At 61.4% G+C, this 24220-nt stretch carries 21 protein-coding genes and 1 pseudogene; 2 read left to right on the top strand and 20 right to left on the bottom strand.

What is annotated here, in order from left to right; translation table 11 throughout:
• Nucleotides 1–12 precede the first annotated feature (12 nt).
• The 14 genes and pseudogenes from L2I41_RS05325 to L2I41_RS05255 form a co-directional block, all read right to left on the bottom strand.
• On the bottom strand, nt 13–417 hold the full coding sequence (locus L2I41_RS05325) for a type II toxin-antitoxin system VapC family toxin (RefSeq protein WP_237152473.1): 405 nt from the start codon (nt 415–417) through the stop codon (nt 13–15).
• On the bottom strand, nt 414–647 hold the full coding sequence (locus L2I41_RS05320) for a type II toxin-antitoxin system Phd/YefM family antitoxin (RefSeq protein WP_237152472.1): 234 nt from the start codon (nt 645–647) through the stop codon (nt 414–416). The genes L2I41_RS05325 and L2I41_RS05320 overlap by 4 nt, the downstream gene beginning before the upstream one ends.
• Before the next feature lie 59 nt (nt 648–706).
• Entirely contained in the window at nt 707–1825 is a 1119-nt protein-coding gene (gene pqqE, locus L2I41_RS05315; RefSeq protein WP_237152471.1) for a pyrroloquinoline quinone biosynthesis protein PqqE, read from the bottom strand.
• Between the two features lie 478 nt (nt 1826–2303).
• Nucleotides 2304–3352: pseudogene (pqqC, locus tag L2I41_RS05305) on the bottom strand (pyrroloquinoline-quinone synthase PqqC).
• A complete protein-coding gene (gene pqqB / locus L2I41_RS05300; protein ID WP_237152468.1) occupies nt 3349–4305 on the bottom strand; it encodes a pyrroloquinoline quinone biosynthesis protein PqqB in 957 nt (318 codons plus the stop codon). Before pqqB ends, pqqC begins: the two are co-directional and overlap by 4 nt.
• A gap of 24 nt (nt 4306–4329) precedes the next feature.
• The gene (pqqA, locus tag L2I41_RS05295) at nt 4330–4407 is read right to left on the bottom strand and encodes a pyrroloquinoline quinone precursor peptide PqqA (protein ID WP_237152586.1); all 78 of its coding nucleotides are present in this window, start codon (nt 4405–4407) and stop codon (nt 4330–4332) included.
• Nucleotides 4408–4551: 144 nt separating this feature from the next.
• Nucleotides 4552–5301 carry a trehalose-phosphatase gene (otsB, locus tag L2I41_RS05290; protein ID WP_237152467.1) on the bottom strand — a complete coding sequence of 250 codons (750 nt, stop codon included), beginning with the start codon at nt 5299–5301 and terminating at the stop codon, nt 4552–4554.
• Entirely contained in the window at nt 5294–6586 is a 1293-nt protein-coding gene (locus L2I41_RS05285) for a glycerate kinase type-2 family protein (RefSeq protein ID WP_237152466.1), read from the bottom strand. The genes otsB and L2I41_RS05285 overlap by 8 nt, the downstream gene beginning before the upstream one ends.
• On the bottom strand, nt 6586–6909 hold the full coding sequence (locus L2I41_RS05280; protein WP_237152465.1) for a Dabb family protein: 324 nt from the start codon (nt 6907–6909) through the stop codon (nt 6586–6588). The genes L2I41_RS05285 and L2I41_RS05280 overlap by 1 nt, the downstream gene beginning before the upstream one ends.
• Nucleotides 6910–7080: 171 nt before the next feature.
• Complete coding sequence (locus tag L2I41_RS05275; RefSeq protein WP_237152464.1) at nt 7081–8676, bottom strand: GMC family oxidoreductase; 1596 nt, start codon at nt 8674–8676, stop codon at nt 7081–7083.
• A 13-nt stretch (nt 8677–8689) separates the two neighbouring features.
• Nucleotides 8690–9451, bottom strand: a complete 762-nt coding sequence (locus L2I41_RS05270; protein WP_237152463.1) for a 3-ketoacyl-ACP reductase — start codon at nt 9449–9451, stop codon at nt 8690–8692.
• A complete protein-coding gene (locus tag L2I41_RS05265; RefSeq protein WP_237152462.1) occupies nt 9448–10938 on the bottom strand; it encodes a GMC oxidoreductase in 1491 nt (496 codons plus the stop codon). Before L2I41_RS05265 ends, L2I41_RS05270 begins: the two co-directional genes overlap by 4 nt.
• A gap of 2 nt (nt 10939–10940) precedes the next feature.
• On the bottom strand, nt 10941–12458 hold the full coding sequence (locus tag L2I41_RS05260) for an aldehyde dehydrogenase family protein (RefSeq protein ID WP_237152461.1): 1518 nt from the start codon (nt 12456–12458) through the stop codon (nt 10941–10943).
• 253 nt (nt 12459–12711) lie between these two features.
• Nucleotides 12712–14286 carry an acyl CoA:acetate/3-ketoacid CoA transferase gene (locus tag L2I41_RS05255; protein ID WP_237152460.1) on the bottom strand — a complete coding sequence of 525 codons (1575 nt, stop codon included), beginning with the start codon at nt 14284–14286 and terminating at the stop codon, nt 12712–12714.
• A gap of 302 nt (nt 14287–14588) precedes the next feature.
• Between L2I41_RS05255 and L2I41_RS05250 the strand changes: the two genes are divergently transcribed.
• Nucleotides 14589–15761 carry a dihydrodipicolinate synthase family protein gene (locus tag L2I41_RS05250; protein ID WP_237152459.1) on the top strand — a complete coding sequence of 391 codons (1173 nt, stop codon included), beginning with the start codon at nt 14589–14591 and terminating at the stop codon, nt 15759–15761.
• Nucleotides 15762–15920: 159 nt separating this feature from the next.
• Here L2I41_RS05250 and L2I41_RS05245 read toward each other — a convergent pair whose 3' ends face one another.
• From L2I41_RS05245 to L2I41_RS05220, 6 genes are all read right to left on the bottom strand, one after another.
• The gene (locus tag L2I41_RS05245; RefSeq protein ID WP_237152458.1) at nt 15921–17396 is read right to left on the bottom strand and encodes an MDR family MFS transporter; all 1476 of its coding nucleotides are present in this window, start codon (nt 17394–17396) and stop codon (nt 15921–15923) included.
• Nucleotides 17397–18283: 887 nt separating this feature from the next.
• Nucleotides 18284–19603 carry an AAA family ATPase gene (locus L2I41_RS05240; RefSeq protein ID WP_237152457.1) on the bottom strand — a complete coding sequence of 440 codons (1320 nt, stop codon included), beginning with the start codon at nt 19601–19603 and terminating at the stop codon, nt 18284–18286.
• 447 nt (nt 19604–20050) lie between these two features.
• Entirely contained in the window at nt 20051–20557 is a 507-nt protein-coding gene (locus L2I41_RS05235; RefSeq protein WP_237152456.1) for a hypothetical protein, read from the bottom strand.
• Nucleotides 20558–20646: 89 nt separating this feature from the next.
• A complete protein-coding gene (locus L2I41_RS05230) occupies nt 20647–21075 on the bottom strand; it encodes a type II toxin-antitoxin system VapC family toxin (RefSeq protein ID WP_237152455.1) in 429 nt (142 codons plus the stop codon).
• Between the two features lies 1 nt (nt 21076).
• Entirely contained in the window at nt 21077–21319 is a 243-nt protein-coding gene (locus tag L2I41_RS05225) for a type II toxin-antitoxin system Phd/YefM family antitoxin (protein WP_237152454.1), read from the bottom strand.
• An 830-nt stretch (nt 21320–22149) separates the two neighbouring features.
• Nucleotides 22150–22800 carry a class II aldolase/adducin family protein gene (locus tag L2I41_RS05220; protein ID WP_237152453.1) on the bottom strand — a complete coding sequence of 217 codons (651 nt, stop codon included), beginning with the start codon at nt 22798–22800 and terminating at the stop codon, nt 22150–22152.
• Nucleotides 22801–23020: 220 nt separating this feature from the next.
• On the opposite strand from L2I41_RS05220, the gene L2I41_RS05215 reads away from it, so the two are divergent.
• Nucleotides 23021–24160: a serine hydrolase domain-containing protein gene (locus tag L2I41_RS05215; RefSeq protein ID WP_237152452.1), complete on the top strand. Its 1140-nt coding sequence runs from the start codon at nt 23021–23023 to the stop codon at nt 24158–24160.
• Nucleotides 24161–24220 lie beyond the last annotated feature (60 nt).

Here is a 24220-nt window from a genome sequence, read left to right as displayed (position 1 = left end):
AGGCGGGCGGGATCACTCCCAGATCCGCGGCAGCATCCGTCCGGAACCGGTCAGTTCGTCGAATACGGCATCCGCTGAAACGAGCGGGACGCCCATCGCGATCGATGTTGCAGCCAAAACGCGATCGAACGGATCGCGATGCGACCAGTCGAGCCGGGCTGCGAGCATTGCCACATCCCACGAAAGAGGCGCGCTCATCGCCCCCTGCTCCTCGGCCATGGCCCGCAAGCCGTCCACATGCGGCGCCATGTCCGGCCACTTTCCGAGGCGAACCTTCTGGCCGATCTCATAAAAGGAAATGGGACTGAGCAGGATCCTGTCAGCCGCCTCGATTTGCCGCCGTACGCCGGCTGGTAGAGCGGGAGTGTCAAGCAGCGTCCAGACCCAGGCATGCGTGTCGAGCAGCAAGGTCGTCACGGTTTGCCGTCCCAGGCATCGAGTTCGTCCGCGTCAAGCGGTTCGAGAAAATCCGGCGGCGGACTGGCAATCTGGTCCTTGAGCAGCCCGAACTTGAACTTCGCGGCCTTGATGGCCACCAGCCTGGCAACCGGTTCCTTGCCGCGAGCAATGATCACTTCCTCGCCAGCCTGTACGGCCTCGATCAAGCGTGACAGATTGGTCTTCGCCGTATGGACTGTGACCTGCATGGCGATCTCCGCTTAGCTAATAGAGCTAAGATACCGCACATTGCCTGGGCAATCCACCCTCACATCCGGTACACATACTCGGGCGGCGCCGCATCCAGGCTCTCCACCTCCACCGTCTTCAGCAGCTCACCGTGCAGCGGCGACTTCGAGCACATGGGATCCATGGCCGCGGCATCACCGGCATAAGCCATCGCCTGGCAGCGGCAGCCGCCGAAATCCACGCCCTTGCGTTCGCAGGATCGGCAGGTGTCCGGCATCCAGGCGTCGCCGCGATAGGCGTTGAAGGCCATGGACTCCGCCCAGATCCAGCCGAGCGGCATGTCCTTCACATTGTCGAAGGTCAGGTGCGGAATGGTCGCCGCCGCGTGGCAGGGCAGCACCTTGCCGTCCGGCTCGATGTTGATGCCGACCTTGCCCCAGCCGCCCATGCAGGCCTTGGGATAGACCGAGTGGTGGTCGGGCGGCACATAGTCGATCACCAGCACGCCCTTCAGCCGCTCGCGCGCCGCCAAGACAGATGCCGTGCAGGCGTCGACCATGGCACGCGTCGGCAGCAGTGCCGCCCGGTTCTTCACCGCCCAGCCATGCACCTGCGCGTTGGCCACTTCCAGCCGCCGCGCTCCGAGCCGCACGGCGAGTTCGATGGTCTCATCGATCTTGTGCAGGTTGGCGCGATGCATCACCGCATTGAGCGTCAGCGGCAGACCGACGTCCTTCAGCCAGCCGGCCACCTTCATCTTGTGGTCAAAGCCGCCGCGATAGCCGCCCACCTTGTCGGCAATCTCCGCGTCCGTCCCCTGCACCGACAGCTGCACGTGATCGAGCCCGCGATCCGACAGGTCGCGAATGCGCGCCTCCGTCAGTCCCACGCCCGAGGTGATCAGGTTGGTGTAAAGCTCCATCTCCCTGGCAGCGCTGACCAGTTCCTCCAGATCCCGTCGTGCCGCTGGCTCGCCACCGGAGAAGTGCACATGCAGCACCCCCATGGCCGCCGCCTGCCGGAACACGTCGATCCACTGCTCGGTGGAAAGCTCATCGGCCCGCTTCACCAGCTCCAACGGATTGGAACAATAGGGACATTTCAGCGGGCACCGATGCGTCAACTCCGCCAGCATCGCCATTGGCGGCGGCGCAACAACCTTGGTGACCGGAGTGGCGGGAGATGCGGCGATGTTCATGTGGTTGTTTCCTGAATGAATGGGGCCAACTTGGTTTCCGTTGGTCTACCCCTCTCTCCAACTCTCTCCCGCAAGGGGAGAGAGGGAATGTTGGTGTGTCCGGCCAGAGCCTTCAAAGTCTATGACGTGAACCAAGCCGAACCCTCTCTCCCCTTGCGGGAGAGAGTTGGAGAGAGGGGTACAGGCTCAACGCTTCTGCCCCCACAAACCTTTGGTCGAACAAAGTCCCAGTGCGTCCCGAGCGTCCTGTCACTTCGCACCTTGTGCAAATAGCCCCCCGGACCTACCCCCCTCTCCAACTCTCCCCCTCAAGGGAGGAGAGGGATTGTCGGCACTTCCAGCCAGAACCTTCAAGGCCAACAAGCTCTGATCTGAACCAATCGGCACTCTCTCCCCCCTTGAGGGGGAGAGTTGGAGAGGGGGGCACCGGCTCGACGCCCCTACAAGGTTGACATCCTGATCGACTTACCCAAAGCCCTCACCCGGCCTCCACCATCCGCTTGTCCATCAACCCGATGAGAAACCCGCGCACGTCCCCGAGCACCTGCCCGACCGGCGCGCCATAGCGGCCCGCCAGCACTTCGGCAATCTCGGAGACCGAACGCACCCCGTCCGTCTCGCCAAGGATTGCCGCGGCGATCGCATCTAGCCGCACCGCCCGTTCGGGCGCCAGCAGCATGTGCGTGCCGCGCACGGCATCGAAGCGAACCCGCACCCCGCGCGGCAGGCGCGGGATGGAGGTGTCCGCAAGGCGCTCTGGCCCGGCCATCAGGCAGCCGCCTCGATCGCACGCAGTCCCTCGCCGGGCGCCCAGGCCCCCGGGGCCGGCATGCCCACCACATAGGCCATCCACAGCGCATCGAGCTGCGCCCACAGCACTTCCGTCTTGAAGGTCAGCGCCCGCAAGGCCTGCCGCTGCTGCTCCACCGTCACCGCATTGCGCTTGACATAGTCGAGCGCGAAGGCCGCATCGCGCGGCGCCTGATCGAGCCGGCGGCGGAAATAGGCAACGACCCTGTCGTTGATGAAATCATAGTGCTCCAGCATGCCGACGATCCGCTCCTCGTGGATCTTGGGCGCGAACAGCTCGGTCAGCGACGAGGCCACCGCCTCCAAGAGGCTCTTCTCGGCCACGAAGTGGCGATAGGCCTCCACGGCAAATTTGGTCGCCGGCAGCGCGCCCTCGCGGCTGATGACATAGTCGCGATCGAAGCCGAGGCCGTCGGTCAGCACCAGCCAGCGCTCGATGCCGCCTTCCTCGCCCTCAAGGCCGTCGTGATCGGTGATGCGATGCAGCCATTCGCGGCGCAAATCGCGGTCCTCGCAGCGCGCCATCAGTGCCGCATCCTTCTGCGGAATGATCGCCTGATAGCAATAGCGGTTCAGCGCCCAGGCGCGCACCTGGTCGAGGCTGCAGTCCCCGCCGTGCAGCTTTTTGTGGAAGGGATGCAGGTTGTGATAGCGCGTGGCGCCGATCTGCCGGAGGGCGGCTTCGAGTTCATCAGGGGTAAGGGCACGTTGGGTCATAGCTGAAGTTCCATTCCGTCGTAGCCGACTTCCCAGCCCGCCGCCTCGACTGTGCGTCGTTCGGGCGATCCCTCTCTCAAGGCCGGATTGGTGTTGTTGATATGCACGAAGACACGGCGCTTCACCGCCACGTCCTTGAAGGCCTGAACCGTCCCGTCCGAACCGCCCATGGCCATGTGTCCCATGCGGGCACCGGTCTTCACCCCGACGCCCTGCCGGATCATTTCGTCATCGTCATAGAGCGTGCCGTCGAACATCACGGCGTCCGCCCCGGCGATCCGCGCCTTCAGCGCCGGCGTCAGCCGCGCGCAGCCCGGAATGTAGTAAAGGCGCTCGCCTTGCGATCCTTCGATCTCCACGCCCACCGTTTGCTCGCCGACGAGATCGGTGACTACCGTCTCGCCCTCGAGATAGAGCGGCACCTTGCCCGGTACGGCAAACACCGTCGCCCTGACGCCGGGCACCAGCTCGAAGGGTTCTTCCAGGCGGATGGCCTCAAAACTCACCACCGAGCGATTGAGAACGCCGAAGATCGGGTTCTGCTCGATCAGTGACAGGATTTCCGCCGTCGCCAGCACCCGGACGGCCTGCATTTCGCGCAAGCCGATCAGGCCGGACATGTGATCCACGTCGCCGTTGGTGATCAACACCGTATGCACGGGGCTATGCCGCCCACCGACCAGAGCCGGATCATGTGGATGCAGGGCGCGATTGCGCTGAAGCTGCAAGGTGATTTCGGGAGACGCATTCAGCAGCGCCCAAGCCCGCCCATCCGGGCTGATCGCTGCCGAGGATTGGGTCCGAGGTGTCAGCCCCGGCACACCGCGCCGCACATCCACGCAATTGGCGCAATTGCAGTTCCATTGTGGAAAGCCCCCGCCAGCCGCAGCCCCGAGGACCAGAGCGCGAAGCCGCGAGGGAGCGGCCTCTTGCCCTTCACGATCGTTCGTCACCGAAGATCCATGAAACGTCGGAGATCAGACTTCCGGCGGGAAGTACATGTTGATTTCCATGCCGACGCAGAGTTCTTCGCATTTCGGAGCAGTCCAGGCCATTGCATCCTCCTGTGTTTGGCTGACAGGGAAATCTTCCCTGAGTGTGCAGCGCACCCACAAGTTAAATCCCCGTAATGTCACTTAAGGGAAAGTGGGCATACGAGAGGGATAACGGCCAAGGCAGACGGAAATTCCTATGCCCGTTCACTTTTTCCAGCGGGCGAGATAGGCGGCCAACGTGTCCCATGTGGCATTGTGATGCGGCAGATAACGATCGATGCCGGTCACGGCGCGGCCGATGGTGACGCCGAACCCGCCCAGTTCCCGCGCTGCAGCAAAGGCCACTTCGTCGGGAACGTCATCGCCGAAATGCACGGGGACGCGGCCGGCGAAAGGTGCCGTCGCCATGAAGGCTTTCAGCGCCGTGCCCTTGCTGGCATCCGGCGGCACGATGTCGATGGCGACACGCCCCAGGATCACATTGAAATGCGGCGCCACCAGCTTGCGGGCGATCTCGGCCGCCTCCGGCGCATCCGTCTCGCCTTCCACATAGACAAGCGCCATGGCGCCCGGCTTCCACTCCACCTCGATATGCGGATAGCGCGGCCCGATCGCCTCGGCCACCGCCTCCATGGCCCGACGCTGGGCATCGGTGGTCACCGGCAGCACGCGCCGTCCGTCGGCAAAGCGGCGGTCGCAGCCCTGCAGGCCGGCCATGGGCAGCACATGCGGCACGAACAACGGGTCGGCGGTCTCGATGGATCGTCCGGTGAGAACGGCCACGGCATTTGCGAGCAGCGCGCGCAGCTCCTGCAGCAGGCCGATCTGCTCGGCCTTGATGCCGCGATCCCGGTCGCCGTGGCTCGGGCCGATCAGCGTACCGTCAATGTCGAGAAAGAGCGCGAGGCGGTCGGGGGACGGCAGGCGGGCTGCCAGATCAATGGGATCACTCAATGAGAATTGCCCTGAAATCGTTGACATTGGTGCGGGTCGGCCCGGTCACCAGCAGATCGTCGATCGACTTGAAGGCTGTATAGGCATCGTTGGCGGCGAGCAATCCCTTGGGCGAGAGCCCTGCATCAAAAAGCCGTGCGCTGGTCGCGCCGTCGCAATAGGCGCCGGCATTGTCCTCGGTGCCGTCGATGCCATCGGTATCGGCCGCCAGCGCCGAAACGCCCTTGAGGCCGGCGATCCCGATGGCATAGGCCAGCAGGAACTCGGCGTTGCGCCCGCCGCGTCCGCCCTTGCCGCGCACGGTCACCGTCGTCTCGCCGCCCGACAGCACCACGCAAGGTTTCTGGAACGGCTGTCCCTTGGCAATGATCTGATGGGTGATCGCCGCATGCACGGCGCCCACATCCCGCGCCTCCCCTTCGATGGAATCGGAGAGGATATGCACCGCATAGCCCACGGAGCGGGCAACGGCAGCAGCCGCTTCCAGCGACATCTGCGCCGCGGCGATGGTCGACACGGTGTCGCCCGCAAACTCCGGATCCTCAGGTCTAGGCGAACTGGCTCCCGCCGTCTTCAGCCAGGCCAGTGCTGCCTCCGGCAGATCCATGCGATAGCGCTCGACGATGGCCATCGCATCCTGAGCGGTCGCCGGATCAGGAATGGTCGGCCCGGACGCCACCAGCGCCGGATTGTCACCGGGAATGTCGGAGATGACCAGCGAATGCACCGGCGCCGGATGCGCCGCCTGGGCAAGCCGTCCGCCCTTGATCGATGACAGCGCCTTGCGCACGCAATTCATCTCGTGAATGGTCGCCCCGGAGTTCAGCAGGATCTTGTTGACCGCCCGCTTGACCTCCGTCCCCACTGCCTCTGGCGGCAGCGACAGCAGCGACGAACCGCCGCCCGAGATCAGCGCCACCACCTGGTCGTCAGGCCCAAGACCGGACACCAGTTCGAAGATGCGACCGGCGGCAGCGGCCCCCTTCTCGTCCGGCACCGGATGGGCCGCCTCGACGATCTCGATATGCTTGCACGGATGGGCATAGCCATAGCGCGTCACCACCAGCCCTTCGAGCGGACCATAGCCCTTGGCCTCCCAGGCTGCCTCGAAGCTCGCCGCCATTGCCGCCGACGCCTTGCCAGCGCCCACCACCACCGTCCGCCCCTTGACCGGTCTGGGCAGATAGGTGCCGATCACCTTGTCCGGATCGGCCGCAGCCACGGCGGCATCATAGAGGCTCTTGAGAAAGGCACGGGCGCGAGGCGACGTCACGGGCAACTCCATCAGGTCGGAAGATCGGCCAACTCAAGATCATAAACGAATACCCCGTCGAGCCCGCCTTCCGTCGCTGCGACAATCTTGTCACCAACCACAACGTGCTGGGGATGGACGAGATAGGCGTCACGCGACATGCGTTCCTTAAACGTGACAATGAAGCCGTCCTCAAAGCCCCTGGCGAGACCTTCCGGCGACATGTTGGCCCCACTTCTGACGCCAATCATCCCCGGCACAACCGCCTGCAACCGCGCCACCTCATCATAAAGCGCCTGCTTGGAAGCCTCCGGAAAGCCCGCGGGAAATCGGAGAAACACGCAATGCAGGATCATGACAGGGGCTCCGGGAGTTCGGATTGGAAGGGGATTGGCTCCACACGCCAAAACACAAGCTTTCCCAAGAAGTGCATGCTAGCCAGTTGAAATCAAAGGAATTATCGCCATTTGCCACACAATCGGAGCAAAAGGCGATAATCCCTTTGGTGTCAAGCACTTGGCAACAGATCAGGCGATCGAGGCCTTGCCGCGCACGAAATCCGCCGCCCGCTCGCCGATCATGTAGGTCGGCGCCTGCGTGTTGGAGGAGTTCACCGCCGGCATGATCGAGCTATCACACACTCTAAGCCCTTGAATTCCGCGAACTTTCAGTTCCAGATCCACCACCGAGTCCGCATCCGATCCCATGCGGCAGGTGCCCGCCGGATGGTGGTCGGTCTTGGCCATCTTGCAGCCATACTCGAACAGATCCTGGTCCGAAACCGCCCCCGGTCCCGGCACCCGTTCGGCCTGAATGAAGGGTTCCAGAGCCTTCTGCCGGAAAATTTCGCGAGCAATCTTAAGGCCTTGGATCGAAAGCTCCCGGTCTCTCGGCTCCGCCCAATAGTTGGGATCGATGAGCGGCATATCCTTGGGATCCGCGCTCCGGAGCTTGACGCTGCCGCGCGATTTCGGGCGCAAATAGGCCGTGTTGAGTGTCACCCCATTGTTCTTGAGCTTGGCAATCCCCGCCTCGATGCCCGAACCCATGCCCAGATGGAACTGGATATCCGGCGACCGCGCATCCTTGTCGGCATACCAGAATCCGCCCGTATCGAACAAAGCCGACGCCGCCGGCCCCCGCCGGGTCAGCAGATATTGCAGCCCCGCCATCGCCGCCATATGCGGCTTGCCATAGCTGTCATAGGTATGCTCCCCCGTGCACTCGGCGATGGCACAGAGATCGAGATGATCATGCAGGTTCGCGCCCACGCCCGGCAGGTCGTGCACCACAGGAATACCGATCGATTTCAACTGGTTGGCCGGCCCGATGCCCGACAGAAGCAACAGTCGTGGCGACCCGATCGCCCCTGACGTCACCAGCACCTCGCGCTCGGCGCGGATCACCTCGGAGCGCCCGCCGGCGGCCGCACATTCAACGCCGATCGCCCGCCCCTTCTCGACCACGACCCGCAGCACCTGCACACCGGTCTTCACCGTGAGATTGGGCCGCTTCAGCGCCGGCTTCAGAAAGGCCGTGGACCCCGAGGACCGTCGTCCATTCCGCTGGCTGAGCTGGTAGGGGCCCATGCCGTCCTGCGTCGCACCGTTGAAGTCGGCATTGAAGGGAATGCCGGCCTGCTCCGCCGCCCGGAAGAAAGCCTCGTTGATCGGCTTCAACGCCCGCGGCGCGGAAACGCCCAACGGCCCGCCCTTGGAATGCCATTCATTTTCAAGGCTTTCGTGGCCTTCGGACTTCTTGAAATAAGGTAGGCAATCCTTGTAGGCCCACCCCGTGCAGCCGTGCAGGCTTTCCCATTCGTCATAGTCGAGCCGGTTGCCGCGCGTGTAGAGCTGGGCATTGATCGACGAACCGCCGCCCGTCACCTTGGCCTGCGTGTACCAGAGCACCCGCCCCTGCATGTGCCGCTGCGGCACCGTCGACCAGCCCCAGCTGGCGATGCCCTTGGTCATCTTGGCGAAACCGGCGGGAATGTGGAAGAAGGGGTGCCAATCCCAGCCGCCTGCTTCCAGCAGCAGCACGCTGACGTCGCGATCCTCGCTCAGGCGATTAGCCAGAACACAGCCGGCAGGCCCGCCGCCGACGATGATATAGTCGACCATTTCCTCAACTCCCTCAAAGTCTTGCGATCGTCAGCCCGCCGTCAACGTTGACGATTTGTCCCTGGGCAAAGCCGAAGGCGCCGGAGGCAAGCGCAGCCACCGCACGGGCCACGTCCTCGCCTTCCCCCCAACGCCCCTGCGGCACCAGACCGCCGGCGATCAGCCCGTCGTATTTCTCCCGCACGCCCGCCGTCATGTCGGTGGCGATGATGCCAGGCCGCACCTCGAACACGCCGATCCCAACGCCTGCCAGACGCAGCGCGAGATTGGCGACAAACATCGAAAGCGCCGCCTTGGAAACGCAATAGTCCATGCGCTCCGGGCTGGCCGCCGCCGCCGAAACGCTGGTGACCGTGATTACCGACCGCCGATGCCGGGGCCGTGCCGTCAACATCTGCCGCACCACGGTCTGTGTCAGGAACACGGTGCCGCGCAGGTTTACATCCATAACGACATCGAAATTTTCCGGCGTCAGATCAAGGAGATCGCCCCGCTGCACCGCACCGCGCCCAGCATTGTTGACCAGCACGTCCACCGGCCCCAACGCTTCCGTCACCGCGTCGAGCAATCCGGCATGCGTCGAGAGATCCCCAAGGTCGAAGCGCGCGAACATCCCTCGCCCGCCCGCTTGCGCGATCGCCTCCAGCACCTCCGCGGCCCCGTCATCGGCCATGTCGGCGATGGCCACATCGTGGCCGTTGCGCGCAAGTTCGAGCGCGATGGCCCGGCCGATACCACGCCGTCCACCGGTTACCAGAGCAACGGGCCTGGTCATGACGCCCCTCCAAGTTCATGCCGCAGCACGTGATCGGCCGCCCGCAGCGCCAGCGCCGCCACCGTCAGCGCCGGATTGACGGCCGCCGAAGTCGGCAGCACCGAAGCGTCGACCACATAGAGATTGGGATGGTCCCACGCCCTGCCATGGGTGTTCACCGGCGACGACGCGCCATCGTCTCCCATGCGCACCGTCCCGCATTGATGGCTCGGCGTCTTCCGGTCGAAAGTCTTTGTCAGGACAAGGGGAAAGCCGGCAGCGCGGCAGCGTTCGGCCATCACCTTGGCAAGCCGCACATGCGGCCCCCAGTTGGTCCGCTGCCAGTCGAGTACGATCCGGCTGCCGTTGACACGCACGCGGCTGTCCGGATGCGGCAGGTCTTCGCTCATCAGGTACCAGTCGACGGCATGATCGGCGACGATCTTCAGGCCCCATTCGGGCGCAAAAGGCACATTTGCCTTGAGGATCGGCGCCGTGACCCGGCCGAGCAGTTGCACATTGCCCAACGGCGGCCCGCCGTTGCCGTCGTTGAAGTAAAAGTCGTTCAGTCCCAGGGTCTTCTGGTAGACGGAGCGATTGCGGAAACGCGGGTCGATGGCGATCAGCGCCGTCGCATTGTGGTTCATGAAGTTGCGGCCGACCTGATCGGATCGGTTGGCCAAGCCATTGGCAAGCAGCATCGCCGCCGACTGCACCGCGCCCGCCGCCAGCACCACGAGGCGGGGCGCCAGCCGAATGGTCTCGCCGTCCTTCTCATAGTCGACCGCCTCGATCCGCCCGCCAGGACCGGTGACCAGCCGCGTCGCACGGGCACCGGTCAGCAGAGTGATACCCGGATCGCTCAGCGCCACCTTCAGGCCGCAGGTTTCCGCGTCCGACTTGCCGTCGTCCACATTTGGGAAGGCGTCCCAGGGCACCGCCGCGTGCTTCAGCCAGCGCTCGATGTCCATGCCCAGCGGCAAGGTGAACGGCTTGAGCCCGGCCCCCGCCATCCGCTCCCGCACCTCGGCGATCGACGGTTCGTCCGGCACGGGACCATGGGCATAATCCGACGAGCGCGGCGGCTCCGTCGGATCGAGCTCAGCCTCGCCGCGTACCTCGTAGAGACGCTCGGCCGCCCCATACCAAGGCTCAAGATCGGCATAGGAAATCGGCCAGGCAGGCGACAGGCCCTCCGCATGTTCCAGAGCGGAAAAATCCGCCTCGCGATAGCGGATCAGCACCGCGCCATAGAACTTGGTATTGCCGCCCACATAGGCGTAATTGCCGGGGTTGAAGGGGCGACCGGCCCCGTCGTCCCAGGTCTCACGGGGACGGAAGTACCCGCGCTGGAAGATCGCCCGGGCATCGGCATTTTCAGGCGCGGCCTTCAGATGCTCGCCCCGCTCCAGGATGACGACGCGCAAGCCGCGCCCGGCCAGGCCGGCGGCGAAGGTCGCCCCGCCCATGCCGGATCCGATCACCACGATGTCGGGCGAGCGATCCATCATCAGCCTCGCGGAGCCCACCAGCCGGTGCGCGGCCCGCGATGCATCTGCACCGTCTTGGTCTCGGTGTAATCCTCAACCGCGCCTTTGCCGAGTTCGCGACCGAGGCCGCTTTGCTTGTAGCCACCGAAGGGAAGCTCGGGATAGCCATCCATGAAAGTGTTGATCCAGACGGTGCCGGCACGGGCCGCACGGGTCACGCCAATGGCCCGATCCAAATTACTTGTCCACACCCCCGCCGACAGGCCGTAGTCTGTGGCGTTGAGAAGCGAGACCGCCTCGGCTTCGCTCGAGAAGGAAAGGACAGAGAGCACCGGACCGAAAACCTCCTCGCGCGCGATCGCCATCTCCGGCTTCACGTTGCGAACGACGGTCGGGTTGAGATACTGACTGGAATTGGCAGCAGGAATGCGGCCATCGAGAGCAAGCGCAGCACCCTCATCGGCAGCTGCGCCGATGGCACCGGTGATCTTGGCGTGATGATCGGCAGAGATGATGGCGCCCACCTTGGTATCGGGATCGAGCGGATCGCCCACCTTCACGCGGGCAGCGAGCTCCCGATAGGCAGCCAGGAAGTCGGCCTCGATGTCCTTGTGGATGATCAGCCGGCTGCCGGCGTTGCAGCATTCGCCCGCGTTGAACAGGGAACCGAACACGGCAGCGTCGACGGCCGCTTCGAGATCGGCATCGGGGAACACCACCTGGGCATTCTTGCCGCCCAGTTCCATCGCCACCTTCTTGAGCGACTGCGACGCCGTGGCCATGGTGGCCTTGCCCACGCGGGTCGAGCCTGTGAAGGAGACCATGTCGACGCCGGGATGGCTGACCATGGGCGCCCCCACGTCCGGGCCGGTACCCATGAGTATGTTGACCACGCCGGCAGGGAAGCCCGCCTGCATCAGGATCTCTCCGAGCACCACCGTCGATGCCGACGTCATCTCGGACGGCTTCACGACCGCGGTACATCCGGCAGCCAGCGCGAAAGGCAGCTTCTGCGCGATGATCAGGAAGGGGAAGTTCCAGGGGGTGATCAGCGACACCACGCCGATCGGCTCGCGCAGCACCAGCCCCAGCATGTCGTCGCCGAGGTTGGCATAGCTCTCGCCGTGCAGCGTCCTGGCCAGCGCCGCGGCATAGCGCCAGATGTCGGCGGCACCGGCCACCTCGCCCTGCGCCTGGCTGATGGGCTTGCCGGACTCGATGGCGTCCAGCCGGGCAATCTCGTCCCGCCGGCTGTCGATCAGGTCGGCGGCCTTGAGAAGCAGAGCGGCGCGGTCGCCGGCCTTCATGCGCGCCCAGGCTCCCGCCTCGAAGGCCCGGCGCGCGGCGGCCACTGCCAGCTCCACATCAGCGGCGGTCCCGAAGGCATAGCGGCTGACTTCGACGCCATGGCCCGGCGAAACGCGACCGCCCGCCTTACCCTCGACGCCATCGACGAAGCGTCCGTCGATCAACATCCGGTAAGTGGTTGGCCCGGCGGCGGCTTCCTTCAGTCTGCTGAGATCGACATGCACGGTCATCACCTGATCCTCCAAGACCGGACCCTGACTCTCCGCATCAGGATAACGGACATGTTCCAGACTCTTTGTCTCAAGCTCAGCGCGGCTGCCGAAGCAGATTCAAAACAGCAAGTGCCTGAATCCACATGAGAGAGAAGAGAGTTTTATTTTTGATATCAGTTACTTAGTAGACAGACCGGAATCAGCCACACAGGCAGTTGAATCCGGATTTTCACGCCCCGAACCAAAGCTGCACCAGGCTTCACCAAAGGCTTCAACCGAGCGTGAGACCCATGACTTCGTCCCGGAACAGCACCGCAGGCATCTCCCTGAGATCGTCGGCGACCTGCAAGGCGTAGGCGGATTGGCCGAGAATGTCGCGCTCGAGATCGATCCCCGGTGCGATCTCGGTGACCGTCACCCCCTCCGGCTTCAACTTCATCACGCAGCGTTCGGTCACATAGGTGACGTCCTGCCCCTGTGCGGTACCCCGGCGACCGGAGAAGGACACATGATCGACCTCCTCCACCATCTTCAGCACCTTGCCTTCCTTCTCGATCACCACCTTGCCGTCGCGCACGGCAATCTTGGCCCCGGCATTGAAGAAGCCGGAAAAGACGATCTTGCGCGCCCGTGCGGTGATGTCGACAAAGCCGCCCGCCCCCGCCGTCACATGCGGACGCACGGCGAGCTTCGACACATTCACAGAACCATATTTGTCGATCTGCAGGAAGGACAGCAGCGAGCAGTCGAAGCCACCACCCTGGAAATAGTTGAACATGTAAGGGCTTGGCAGGAAGCTCTCAGCATTCGATGCGCAGCCGAACTGGAAATCGAGAAGCGGAACGCCGCCGACGGCGCCCTGCTCGATCACCCAGGTCACCGCGCCATGCAGCCCCTCTTCCAGAAGGATGCGCGGCACATTGGCCGAGATGCCGAAGCCGATGTTGCAGGCCATGCCGTCCTTGAGTTCCATGGCAACGCGCCGGGCGATAACCTTGGAAATGTCGAAAGCTGGCACCTCGAAGCTCGACAACGGCCGGAAGATCTCGCCGGAAATCGCCGGCTCATAGACGGTCTGCGTCGTCTGCTTCTGGTCCGGCGCCACCACTACATAGTCGACGAGGATGCCCGGCACATGCACCTGCTGCGGTTTGAACGACCCCGCCTTCGCCAGCCGCTTCACCTGCGCGATGACGATGCCGCCATTGTTGCGCGCCGCCAGTGCCTGGTCGAGTGGGCCGAGATAGGCGCCTTCGTGTTCATAGGTGAGATTGCCGCGCTCGTCGGCGGTGGTGGCGCGGATGATCGCCACCTGCGGCGCAATGGCCTTGAAGTAGAGCCACTCCTCACCGTCGAATTGCCGCGCCTCGACAATGGGTTGCGCCGCCGCCTTCGCATTCATGGCGCAGCCCTGCCGACGCGGATCGACGAAGGTATCGAGGCCCACCTTGGTGAGCACGCCAGGCCGCTTGGCGGCGGCTTCGCGCGTCATGTCGAACATGATGCCGGAGGGCACATTATAGGCGGCGACGCGGTCGTCGCCGATCATCTTCCAGATCTCCGGCGGCTCTGCCGAGGACGGCCCGGACGGATAGGAGCCGGCCAGAACGGTATCCAGCAAACCGTCGCGGGCGATATGATCGATACCCCGCACACCCCACATGTCGCCGGCGGCGATCGGGTGCAATGTGGTGAGACCACGGGGATGCCCCTCCGCCTCGAAGCGGGCACCAATGGCCGCAAGCACGGCATCGGGACAGCCCAGCGCCGACGACGAGGACACGGTGACCACCGCCCGATCCTGGATAAGTTTCGCCACCTCGGCAGCGGAGACCACACCACGCATGAAGATCGACCCAAGCTGAATCTGAGGATGAATTTGGAACGTTCCAGAACGATAATCGCGACTTCAGACGCCGTCAAGTCACCATCAGACAGCCAGTTGAATCAGATTCACAACATCAAAGGTCGGAATCCAATTTTCAGGATATACGCCTAATTCATTGTTTTATCATAATTTTATGGGTCATCAGACCCCGTTCAAGCGCTTCCACCCCACTTTCCAGACGATCTCATCGTCTTCCAGCAGATTGACAAATTTGGAACGATCCAACATCTTCACGCAAATTCCCGTAGATGGAGACGCCCATGCCGGCCACCATCCGCCTTCCAGATTCAGGCGGTCGCCTCGCAGACTTCACCCTGCCGAAGCCGTCTGCCTTCCCTGCCACCTGTGCCCCCAGTCGCAGCCGCATCGCCTATGCGGCGGCACATGTGGTGGCCGATCCCCTGCGCACCGTCGACCCGTGGCAGACAACCGCGATCAACTGGGACGCCACCATGGCCTTCCGCCATCACCTCTGGGGTCTCGGCTTCCGGATCGCCGAAGCCATGGACACCGCCCAGCGCGGCATGGGCTTCGACTGGGCGGGAGCCAAGGAGCTGATCACCCGGTCCATCGCAGAAGCTCGCACCGTTCCGGGTGCCGACCTCGCCTCGGGAGCCGGCACGGACCACCTAGCCCCCGCCGACGCCAAGACGCTCGCCGACGTCATCGCCGCCTATGAGGAACAGGTCGGATTCATCGAGGGGCTTGGGGGACGGGCCATCGTCATGGCCAGCCGGGCGCTGGCCAAACTCGGGCGCGGGCCGGACGACTATCTGCGCGTCTACGACCGGATCCTCGACCAATGCCGGGGACCGGTGGTGCTGCACTGGCTCGGCGACATGTTCGATCCGGCACTCGCCGGCTATTGGGGATCAAGCGATTTTTCCGAGCAACTTGAGACGGTTGTCTGGCTGATCCAGCGCCACCGTGAGAAGGTGGAAGGCATCAAGATCTCGCTGCTCGACGCCGACAAGGAAGTGGCGCTGCGCGATCGTCTGCCCGAGGGCGTGCGCATGTATACCGGCGACGACTTCAACTACGCCGACCTGATCGCCGGCGATGACCGGCGGCACAGCCACGCGCTGCTCGGCATCTTCGACGCCATCGCCCCGGCGGCCGCTGCGGCGCTGGCCGCCCTGGACCATGGCGACGAAGCGACCTTCCACGCCATCCTCGCCCCCACCGTGCCGCTCTCCCGGCGCATCTTCGAGGCGCCGACCCGCTACTACAAATCCGGAGTGATCTTCATGGCTTGGCTCAACGGCCACCAGGATCACTTCACCATGATCGGCGGCCAGCAGTCGGCCCGTTCGATCCTGCACTATGCGGACATCTTCCGCCTCGCCGCTGGCGCCGGCCTGATCGTCGACCCCGAGCAAGCCGCCGCCCGCATGAGCGCGCTACTGACACTGAATGGCATCAGCCAGGCCTGATTTTGGTGTGACAAGGGCGGCGCCAATGTCGCCCTTTCGTCGCTTCAGCCTCGATGAAGTCGCCCTTCAATGTCGCGCTTGTGTCGCCTGAGGCGTGATCAGCTCCTTGTCGGGCAACAGCGGGGATAACCGACGGCCACGACCGGCGGCAAACTCCACTCAGCCCTCGCCCGCCGGCACCGGCGGCGCATGTCCGCGCAGAGGCTTTTCCTCCATGCGCAGCAGCAGTGCCAGCGACACCAGTTGCGACAGGGCCGCTGCGAAGAACAGCCAGCGGAAGGCTTCCACCGTCTGCAGCCGGGCGGCGTCGACAAGCGCGCCATGCGCCTCGCCGATGTGCGAGGAGACGCCGGCCGTGCCGAGGATGGCGCCGAGCACGGCAATGCCGATCACCGAGCCCAGCGAGCGCAGGAAGCCGAGCGTCGCGGTGGCCACGCCGAGGTCGCGCGGTTCGGCCGCATTCTGCACCGACACCATGACCACCGGGAACAGCGTGCCGAGGCCGAAGCCGGCGGCCGCGACGATCGCCTCGATCACCAGGAAGGGCACCGTATCGGCCAGCACGCCGAGCAGCGCCAGCGACACCGAGGCAATGAAGCTGCCGAGCACGGCTATCCGCTTGTAGTGGGCCGAGCGGCGCATGTGCCGGCCGGAGACGTTGGCACCCGCAACCGTGCCGCCCATCAGCGCCACCAGCGCCAGACCGGACGCCGCCGCCCCCAGCCCCTCGACCAGTTCAAGATAGACGGGGAAGAACACCGACAGGCCGACGAAGCCGGCCATGGAGAAGAAGATGGCCGAGCAGGCCTGCGCCACCACCGGATTGGCCAGCACACGCGGCGGCAGCAACGGCTCCTCGGGCTGCAGCTGGTACCAGCCGAAGAAGCCGAACAGGAAGAGTGACAGCCAGATCAGCACGATGATGACGAGCGAGTTCCACGGATAGACCGTGCCACCCCAGGTGAGCGCCAGGAGCAGCAGCACCGTGGCCACCATCACCATCAGCGCGCCGAGCACGTCGAGCTTGTGCGGCCGCCGCACGTCGGGCAGCTTCTGCAGGGCCCGCGAGCTCATGAGATAGCCGACCAATCCGATCGGCAGGTTGATCCAGAAGATCATCGACCAGTGCACATGCTGCGCCAGCACCCCGCCGAGCACCGGCCCGGCCAGGCTGGACACCGCCCACAGAGTCGAGATGTAGATCATGTAGCGCGCCCGCTCGCGCGGCGGCGCCACGTCGCCGATGATGGTCTGCACCACCGCCATCAGCCCGCCGCCGCCGATCCCCTGGATCGCCCGCCCGCCGATCAGCACGGCCATGGACGGCGCCAGCGCACAGACCACCGACCCCACAAGGAAGATGCCGATCGAGGCATAGAGCACCGGCCGCCGCCCCTTGAGATCGGCCAGCTTGCCGAACAGCGGCGTCACCGCCGTCGAGGTGAGAAAATAGGCCGACACGATCCAGCTCAGCCACAACCCGCCCCCCAGCGCCGCCCCGATGGTGGGCATGGCCGGCGTGACAATGGTCTGGTCCAGCGCCGCCAGGAACATGGCGATCAACACACCAATGACAATGCGCACCCGATCGGGCTCGGTCAGCGCGGCAGACGGGGGAGGAGGAAGAGACGACATGGCAAGACCTGTCCGGAAAACTGCGTGGAACAGGACATAGCGCAGGCGTGGGGATGTGGGAAGGGAGGGGAACTGGTAGGCAGGGAGTCATCGTCACACAACACCCCAACCGTTACCTCAGCTATCCCCGAGAAATAAATCAGAACAGCAGGCTTTCAAATTTGAGCGCCGCTCTGCTGGATATAAGAGGATTTGGCGTTGCCGCCAAAGATCTCAACGTCAATCGCTAGCAGCCTACAATAAATCATAGACTAACACCCAAATATGAGTTAGATTATGTATAGACTAAATTTTAAGCCACATATCAAATATAGTTCAAATATCAATTTTTTCTCGAATTACAAAATAGATAAAAATATGTAAAAGATAAATATTTTCAAGATCGAGCATCAGTTTATTTATATTAAACTATACAAAATCACTAAGAACATAAAGTGAGTGAATACATATTCAAAACAAGTTATACTAAATAAAATCCGCGAAAGACAATTCTCGTTCCTTTGTAAAGACCTTAAATTTTGCATTATACTCTCTCTTTGCTTTTTGCGCAGCAATTTGCGATGTCGTAGTAGCACTCGGAACTTTTGAGCATATTACCAAAAACCCAAGTCTATTACGAATAAACCCCTTCATCTTCTCGTTATTAGCAGTAGCGAATAATTGATCCCGTGCGTGCGCTATGTTTTTACCTTTTAGTTCGATTAAAATAGAAACTTCTTCATTTGATATGAAGAAATCAGACCTTATGCCCTCTGTAATAATACATCCATCTATTCTCCCCTTTGTACACAAGGATCTATCCTCATTGTTAAATATTACCTTTCTGCCGTTTTCTTCGAACCTAATTCGACTTACATTTGTTAATTCAACGCAATTTTTCATTTATCTCACCCTTCAATATCTAAAAGTTTTGAGAAATCTTCGGATATAACATCCGAAATATAGTCCAAAAACCTTGCATCTATGAGCCCCTCCTCTTCGTCAATAATGGAATTTACCTTTCCATTTGAAATACTAAACACAGATATCTCCTCAGTTGTGACCCAAGATTCTTTCGGAATCACGTCTCCTATCTCTTTTATCCGTCGCCTTCTTTTACCGAGCTGCCCCGCTTTAAGTAAAACATTTAGGCGCGACATTATATATGGACTATGTGTCGTGAGAATAAGGCGTCTCTGAGCACCTGCACTTGCTCCAATAACGCGCGCAATTAACATATCAAGCAGCAGAGCTTGAGAAGACGGGAAAAGGTGAGCCTCTGGCTCCTCTATATATATAGTTGACTTCTCCGGTGCGCTATTTTTATTCATCCTTGACGATCTAAGCGCATCTACGGTCATCAGGTTGTCAAGAAAATACCAAATAGGCAGCATCTCTTGCTGTCCGCTCGAGAGAGATGCAAACGGAACCTTCCTTCCATCGGCCATTTCAATATATTCTGCATCCCTTTTATTTTGAATTGTGCCGTTAAACAGACCGAGCATAGCGGACTTTCTGGCTTCGGCTAGGTCCTTTATCCCGGCCGCCCCAAAGTATGTATTGGCATGGTCACGCCAGCCCGCAAAAAGCCGCGCAAACTTCATGGTTGCAGGGTCGAGACTACCGGCATGCTCGATTCCAGCCACTAACCTGCCAATACTAGTGAAAAAGGCTCGACCAGCAGGGATAAAGGTCTGGTTGAAGCCAGCGTATCCATCCACCCGACGCTCCAAATCCCGCTCGATCTTGCTTCGAACACGTAGGGCGAACTCCCACTCGTAAGGTGCCCCCCCCAGTTCCGCCGATTTGAGACCAGTCGCCTGCATGCGAGCATCGTGGAAAGACTCACTTGAGCTGTCGTAGAATTCTTTAACCCAGGCGCTCAGCGTAATTCCAACTTCATCCGAAAGCTTTCCTGTCTTTATTCTTCTCATCACTCTACAGTTGAAGTCTCCATCCATATAGTTGATTAGTAGCTTTTTGCTACCCCACGCTTGAGGCGGGAACCAAGAGCAGAATGATTTTTCCAATGATTTTATGAACTCGTTATAATTCACCTCATCTTCCGTAGAAGATAGTATATTTCTAAGAATATCTGAAAAGAAATATAGTAATTTCGTAATAACACTCTTCCCAGAGCCTTGTGGGCCGATAAACACCGTAAGCCTATTTATTTCAAAATCGGCTTGCTCAATGCATGAAAAATCTTTAACACTCAAGAATTGCATGGCCGTGTATATCCATAATCTGAGTTAGGCAGTCAGTTCTCTTCTTTGAGTCTTCAGGCAGTTACTATATATAGAAATTGTGGATTTATTTGTCCAGTTGCGCATGTTTCTCTTTACCAGACAATTTGCGGCTTGGTCATGTCACAGATTTTTACACGTATAAGATACATTTGTTGTGGATAGTTGATTGACTGGATGCGAGACACGGCATTTTTTGAACTCCGCTGGCTGGCCAGCTTCGTCTGGAACTTACCACGGTCCGCACCTGCGCTGAGTTCTCCCCCATGACGGCTGCTCGTATCTACCATTTCCCATCCTATGCTCCTACCTCACCAATGGCTCCCCTCCTAAAAAACAAGAAAATAGAAGCTCCATAATTTTTCCTTACCCTTCGCATCCTTGGCTAGCCCGTGAAAATCGGGCACTCGACCGGTGTCGGCCGAGCTCCTACGACTTCCTGTGAATGGAACAACGTTCCAGCCAGTCCTGAGGCAAGACATTCACGGCGGCATCTACCGGCAACTCATAGAATGCCATCCTCCCATAACTCCAACCATAGGGCTTGCAGTCCTTCAATGCGGCCGCATGGAGAGCGAACTGGAAGTCGGCCGGTGCATGCAGGAGCGACGAGACGAAGGCATAGGGGACATAGACATCCGGCTGGAACTCAGCGACGGCAATCGCCCTAAGATGGGCGGCGTAGAGGCCGACCGACGTCACCGACAGACACATCCAGAAGGCAACAAACCACGGCAGCCAATTGCGGCCCAAGCCCAAAAGACGACGGATCGTCAGACACCCTACGGCAGCACCCGCCGCACTGGCGACGACGAGCATTTCCCAATGAGGTGCGCCGAGATGGCTGCGATACAGCGTCAGCAACGCGATCGGCATCAGCGGACCGCCGCAAAACAGGAGGGAAAGGATCAGATAGACGAGGGCAGAGGAAACCAAGGATCGCCACATGACTGCTAGCCGATGAAAAAGTCGCCACCTAAGAAATATACGCCATCAAGACTATCATCTTGAATGGCGTCCCAAGCTCACTCCATTCCCTCAAATGGATCAACCACCTTCAGCCCGAACACTTCGAAATGTCTGACATTGCGGGTCAGCAATGTGAGGCCATGCACAGACGCAGTTGCGGCGATTGCTGTGTCGGCAAAGCCGGGGGAACGGCCGGCGGCGCGGGCCAGATCGTGGAACTCGCCAGCGTGACGCGCTTCCCTCAGCCCAAAGGCAAGAATGCGATCGCCGTAGAGATGTTCAACGGTGCGCCACCAGTCGTCGAGACGGCGAGCTTTCGTTGTTGCGCCGTCGCGGCGCGCTTTGGCGATGCCGGCGACAACCTCGGCGGCGGTGACCGACGACAGAAAAAGCACTTCGCTGTGTTGATCCAGCCAGTCGGAGAGATCCGGTCGGGGCTTGGGAGCGACGAGATCCGAGAGAACGTTGGTGTCGACGAGATACATCTCAAGTCTCAAATTCACGGAAAGACGCAGCATCCCGCTCCGGCAAGTCGCCGGGCTCAAGACCCGACGAGGCGAGCAGACGCCCAAAAGACGGCACGGCAGAAAGACGCTGCCAATCTTCCCAGGACAGCAGCACCGCCTCCCGGCGCCCGTGACGGGTGATGATCGCAGGCTCGCCCGCCACGGCCTGATCGACCATCGCCGACAGGCTGGCCTTGGCATCCCGCAGTTGAACTTCGCGCATGACAGACTCCAGCTGTGACTACAGTAGTCATCTTTAGCGCTGGACTTGTGCACGTTCAAGCGAGGACGAGCGACAGACTAATGAGGGCGCCGGCCTTTGCTGTGGCGCCCCTGATGCCGGTGACTGGATAACGCATCATCTGAAGGCACATTCGGTAAAGAAGCCATACAGTGCACAAATGCTATTCGCTATAGATTAAATATAGATAAAAAATGACATAATACGATAAAAGATATTTTCCGATACACAAAATCTATGATTTTCCTCTTCCAAGATATTGAAAAATTACGCTTAGCAAGAAGAAGAATATGCCCGAGAACATCAAACTATACAAATAGAAATGCTCATCAGATGTTAGATACACAATAATACCATGGTTACTCAACGGATACGTCCGACCACCGTCAGGATCCGGCATTCTAGCCCCATGATCAATGAAATAATTCCAGACATAACTAAAGTATAACAAAAAGCACAAAGCCAAAATTCCAGATATAGTCTTAAGAATATTCAATATATTCTTAAACATGATATTTCACCTTATACTCTGGTGGTGCGCTTCCTATTTCACAATGGCCTTACCCAAGTGTATGTATTACCAGCAAATCCAGAAAAGGGAGTGCTCATTCCCCCACCGATATATATCAGCCTTGCGAAGAGCCGGCACCGCCGGCGTTTCCTGCAACCTTTTGCACAGGATACAACGGGGCGATCCGGTTTTCCGTCTCAGGAAGGTGACGGTTACCCCTTCGGGGAAACAGTCACCGGCCTTCGTCTCAACCGCCTTAGCCCATGGGAACTTGCCGCATGCGGAGACCGGCGAACAGCCCCTACCCGCCGTAGCTCAGCTCCATGATCTTGGCCTTCACCCGATCGATCTCGTCATGCGGCAGCACCGGCGGGGTGCCGATCTGCAGGCAGCCGTGGTATTGGCGGGCGAGGGTTTCCACCTCTTCGGCGATCGTGATGGCGCGGCGGATGTTTTCGCCGATGGCGATCAGGCCGTGGTGGCGGAGCAGGCAGGCCTTGCGGCCTTCGAGGGCTTTCAGCGCCATCTTCGACAGCTCCTCGGTGCCGAAGGTGGCATAGTCGGAGACGCGGATGCGGTCGCCGCCGGTCAGCGCGATCATGTAGTGGATGGCCGGGATCTCCATCCCCATGATGGCGAGGATGGTGGCATAGGTGGAATGGGCGTGCACCACGGCATTCTGCTCGGGCCGCGCCTGCAGGATGTCGCGGTGGAAGCGCCATTCGCTCGACGGCTTGCGCTTGCCTTCGGCGCGGCCGTCCATATGCAGGAAGACGATGTCCTCGGGCTGCATCACGTCGTAATCGAGGGAGGTGGGCGTGATCAGCAGGCCATCGCGCCAGCGCAGCGACACATTGCCGGTGGAGCCCTCGTTGAAGCGCTTGGCGGAAAGATCGCGACAGGCGGCGATGATCTCGCGGCGGGCTTCGAGTTCTTCGGGAGCAATCTGCATGGTCGGGCCTCCTCGGCTGGCGGAACCCGTGAGAGGCGCCGTCGTCTGCGGCAATGCTGACAAAGGCGCGGCGGATTTTGAATGCGCTAGGTCAAGGGGTATGGCTTGCGCGCGTGAAAATCATGCCGAGCCCCCTTTCGAAATCGAGAATGAGTGCGATAGGCTGCGGACAACGCGACCGCCGCGACAGGGGAGCCGCCGGCGCCGGAGGAGTTCAGCCTTGACCATCGACCTGACAAACTGGCGCCAGTTCCCGCACAGCCGCTGGGCCTTTTCCAACATCGACCAGCTGCTGCCGGTGGCGACGATCGAACGCGGCCCGTCCGTGAGCCGGCTGGAGCGTGGTGCCGCGCTGGACATCGCCAGCGTGACGCTCGAAGGCCACGGCAACATCTCCGCCGCCGAGGCGCTGGACAGGACGAATGCCGACGCGCTCCTGGTGATGCGCAACGGCTTCATCATTGCCGAGCATTACTGGAACGACTGCACCGACATCTCGCGCCATCTGGTGTTCTCGGTGTCGAAGTCCATCACCTCGGCGCTCGCCGGCATCCTGGTGGGACGCGACCTCCTGTCGCCCACCGACCGCGTCTCGCTGTTCGTGCCGGAAGTGGCCGGCAGCGCCTATGCCGACTGCACGGTCCGCCACCTGCTCGACATGACCGTCGACATCACCTTCGAGGAAGACTATCTCGACCCCAACGGCGACATCGCCCGCTATCGCGCCGCTGTCGGCTGGGATCTGCCCAAGGTGGTGGAGAGCGACGACGGCCTGCGCGACTATCTCTGCCGCCTGCGCCGCAACGACGGCCAGCATGGCGACCGCTTCCACTATGTCTCGCCCAACACCGACATGCTCGGCTGGGTGCTGGAGCGGGCGACCATGGATCAATATGCCGACCTGCTGTCGCGCCATATCTGGCAGCCGATCGGCGCCGAGGCCGACGCCTTCGTCGCCACCGACCCTTACGGCGTGCAGCGCCCGGCCGGCGGCGTCTGCGCCAGCTTGCGCGACCTCGGCCGCTTCGGCGAGATGATGCGCCGCCGCGGCCGCGTCGGCGACCGCCAGGTTGTGCCGGCCGGCTGGATCGACGACATCGTCCAGAATGGCGACCGGCAGGCCTGGGCCAGGGGCGAGTTCTTCGACGGCCTGCCCAAGGGCTGCTACCGGTCGAAATGGTATGTGACGGGCGAAGTGCCAGGCGCCTATTGCGCCATCGGCATCCACGGCCAGTGGATCTACATCGATCCGGCAGCCGGCACGGTGATCGTCAAGCTGTCGTCGCAGCCGATCCCTTCCGACGCCGACGTGGACCGCATGGAGCTCGACATCTTCCGCTCGCTGGCGGCGGCGCGCTGAGGCGATCGCCGCAGCCTGTCCGCGACAGAAGCAGACGCATCCGTGCATTGAGGCGAGGCC

Source organism: Oryzibacter oryziterrae, from assembly GCF_021864535.1.
Classification (GTDB): Bacteria; Pseudomonadota; Alphaproteobacteria; order Rhizobiales; family Pleomorphomonadaceae; genus Pleomorphomonas; species Pleomorphomonas oryziterrae.
This window is presented reverse-complemented; position numbering and strand designations above follow the sequence as displayed.

Excerpts from the sequence above, each read along its gene's own strand:
- L2I41_RS05320 (WP_237152472.1), bottom strand. The coding sequence starts at position 647 with ATGCAGGTCACAGTCCATACGGCGAAGACCAATCTGTCACGCTTGATC.
- pqqE (WP_237152471.1), bottom strand. The coding sequence starts at position 1,825 with ATGAACATCGCCGCATCTCCCGCCACTCCGGTCACCAAGGTTGTTGCG.
- pqqA (WP_237152586.1), bottom strand. The coding sequence starts at position 4,407 with ATGGCCTGGACTGCTCCGAAATGCGAAGAACTCTGCGTCGGCATGGAA.
- L2I41_RS05285 (WP_237152466.1), bottom strand. The coding sequence starts at position 6,586 with ATGGAGTTGCCCGTGACGTCGCCTCGCGCCCGTGCCTTTCTCAAGAGC.
- L2I41_RS05280 (WP_237152465.1), bottom strand. The coding sequence starts at position 6,909 with ATGATCCTGCATTGCGTGTTTCTCCGATTTCCCGCGGGCTTTCCGGAG.
- L2I41_RS05275 (WP_237152464.1), bottom strand. The coding sequence starts at position 8,676 with ATGGTCGACTATATCATCGTCGGCGGCGGGCCTGCCGGCTGTGTTCTG.
- L2I41_RS05270 (WP_237152463.1), bottom strand. The coding sequence starts at position 9,451 with ATGACCAGGCCCGTTGCTCTGGTAACCGGTGGACGGCGTGGTATCGGC.
- L2I41_RS05265 (WP_237152462.1), bottom strand. The coding sequence starts at position 10,938 with ATGGATCGCTCGCCCGACATCGTGGTGATCGGATCCGGCATGGGCGGG.
- L2I41_RS05260 (WP_237152461.1), bottom strand. The coding sequence starts at position 12,458 with ATGACCGTGCATGTCGATCTCAGCAGACTGAAGGAAGCCGCCGCCGGG.
- L2I41_RS05255 (WP_237152460.1), bottom strand. The coding sequence starts at position 14,286 with ATGCGTGGTGTGGTCTCCGCTGCCGAGGTGGCGAAACTTATCCAGGAT.
- L2I41_RS05250 (WP_237152459.1), top strand. The coding sequence starts at position 14,589 with ATGCCGGCCACCATCCGCCTTCCAGATTCAGGCGGTCGCCTCGCAGAC.
- L2I41_RS05245 (WP_237152458.1), bottom strand. The coding sequence starts at position 17,396 with ATGTCGTCTCTTCCTCCTCCCCCGTCTGCCGCGCTGACCGAGCCCGAT.
- L2I41_RS05240 (WP_237152457.1), bottom strand. The coding sequence starts at position 19,603 with ATGCAATTCTTGAGTGTTAAAGATTTTTCATGCATTGAGCAAGCCGAT.
- L2I41_RS05230 (WP_237152455.1), bottom strand. The coding sequence starts at position 21,075 with ATGTATCTCGTCGACACCAACGTTCTCTCGGATCTCGTCGCTCCCAAG.
- L2I41_RS05225 (WP_237152454.1), bottom strand. The coding sequence starts at position 21,319 with ATGCGCGAAGTTCAACTGCGGGATGCCAAGGCCAGCCTGTCGGCGATG.
- L2I41_RS05220 (WP_237152453.1), bottom strand. The coding sequence starts at position 22,800 with ATGCAGATTGCTCCCGAAGAACTCGAAGCCCGCCGCGAGATCATCGCC.